The sequence below is a fragment of the Spirulina subsalsa FACHB-351 genome, from assembly GCF_026130165.1.
Taxonomy (GTDB): Bacteria; Cyanobacteriota; Cyanobacteriia; order Cyanobacteriales; family Spirulinaceae; genus Spirulina_A; species Spirulina_A subsalsa_A.
In genome coordinates this window covers 1-530 of record NZ_JAIHOM010000277.1, presented here as the reverse complement: position 1 = coordinate 530, position 530 = coordinate 1, and the positions used below count along the sequence as shown (strand labels likewise).

Here is a 530-nt window from a genome sequence, read left to right as displayed (position 1 = left end):
AAAGTTCCGGTATGCCCTACCGTACTCAATCCCCGACCGAGGATATTCCTCGCTGCATTGTGGTCTCTGTCCAAGACACATCCACACTGACAAGCATGAGTCCGAGTGGATAGGGTTTTCTGAACAATGACACCGCAGCGAGAGCATTCCTGGCTTGTCCTTTCGGGTGGAACAGCAACAGTGGTCTTACCGAACACCTTGCCAAAATATTCCAACCACACTCGAAACTGATACCAGGAAGCGTCGCTAATCGACTTGGCAAGGTTGTGATTTCGCACCATATTCCTAATTCTCAAATCTTCATAGGCCACCAAGTCGTTAGACTGGATTACGCATCTTGCCAATTTCACAGCAAAATCTTTACGCTGCCTACTTATTTTGAGATGGCGCTTACCTAGAACCACCCTTGCTTTTGCTCGGTTTTTACCCCCCTTCTTCCTTTTGGAAACAATGCGTTGCGACTGTTTCAGTCGCTCCTCACCTTTCCTGAGATGTCGGGGGTTTTCAACTGTTTCACCATTGCTATCGGT

1 protein-coding gene is annotated in these 530 nt (G+C 47.9%); it reads right to left on the bottom strand.

Annotated elements, in window-relative coordinates; genetic code table 11:
- Positions 1 to 530 (bottom strand): RNA-guided endonuclease InsQ/TnpB family protein (locus K4A83_RS22850; protein WP_407810286.1); only part of this gene is annotated, 530 nt, incomplete at both ends.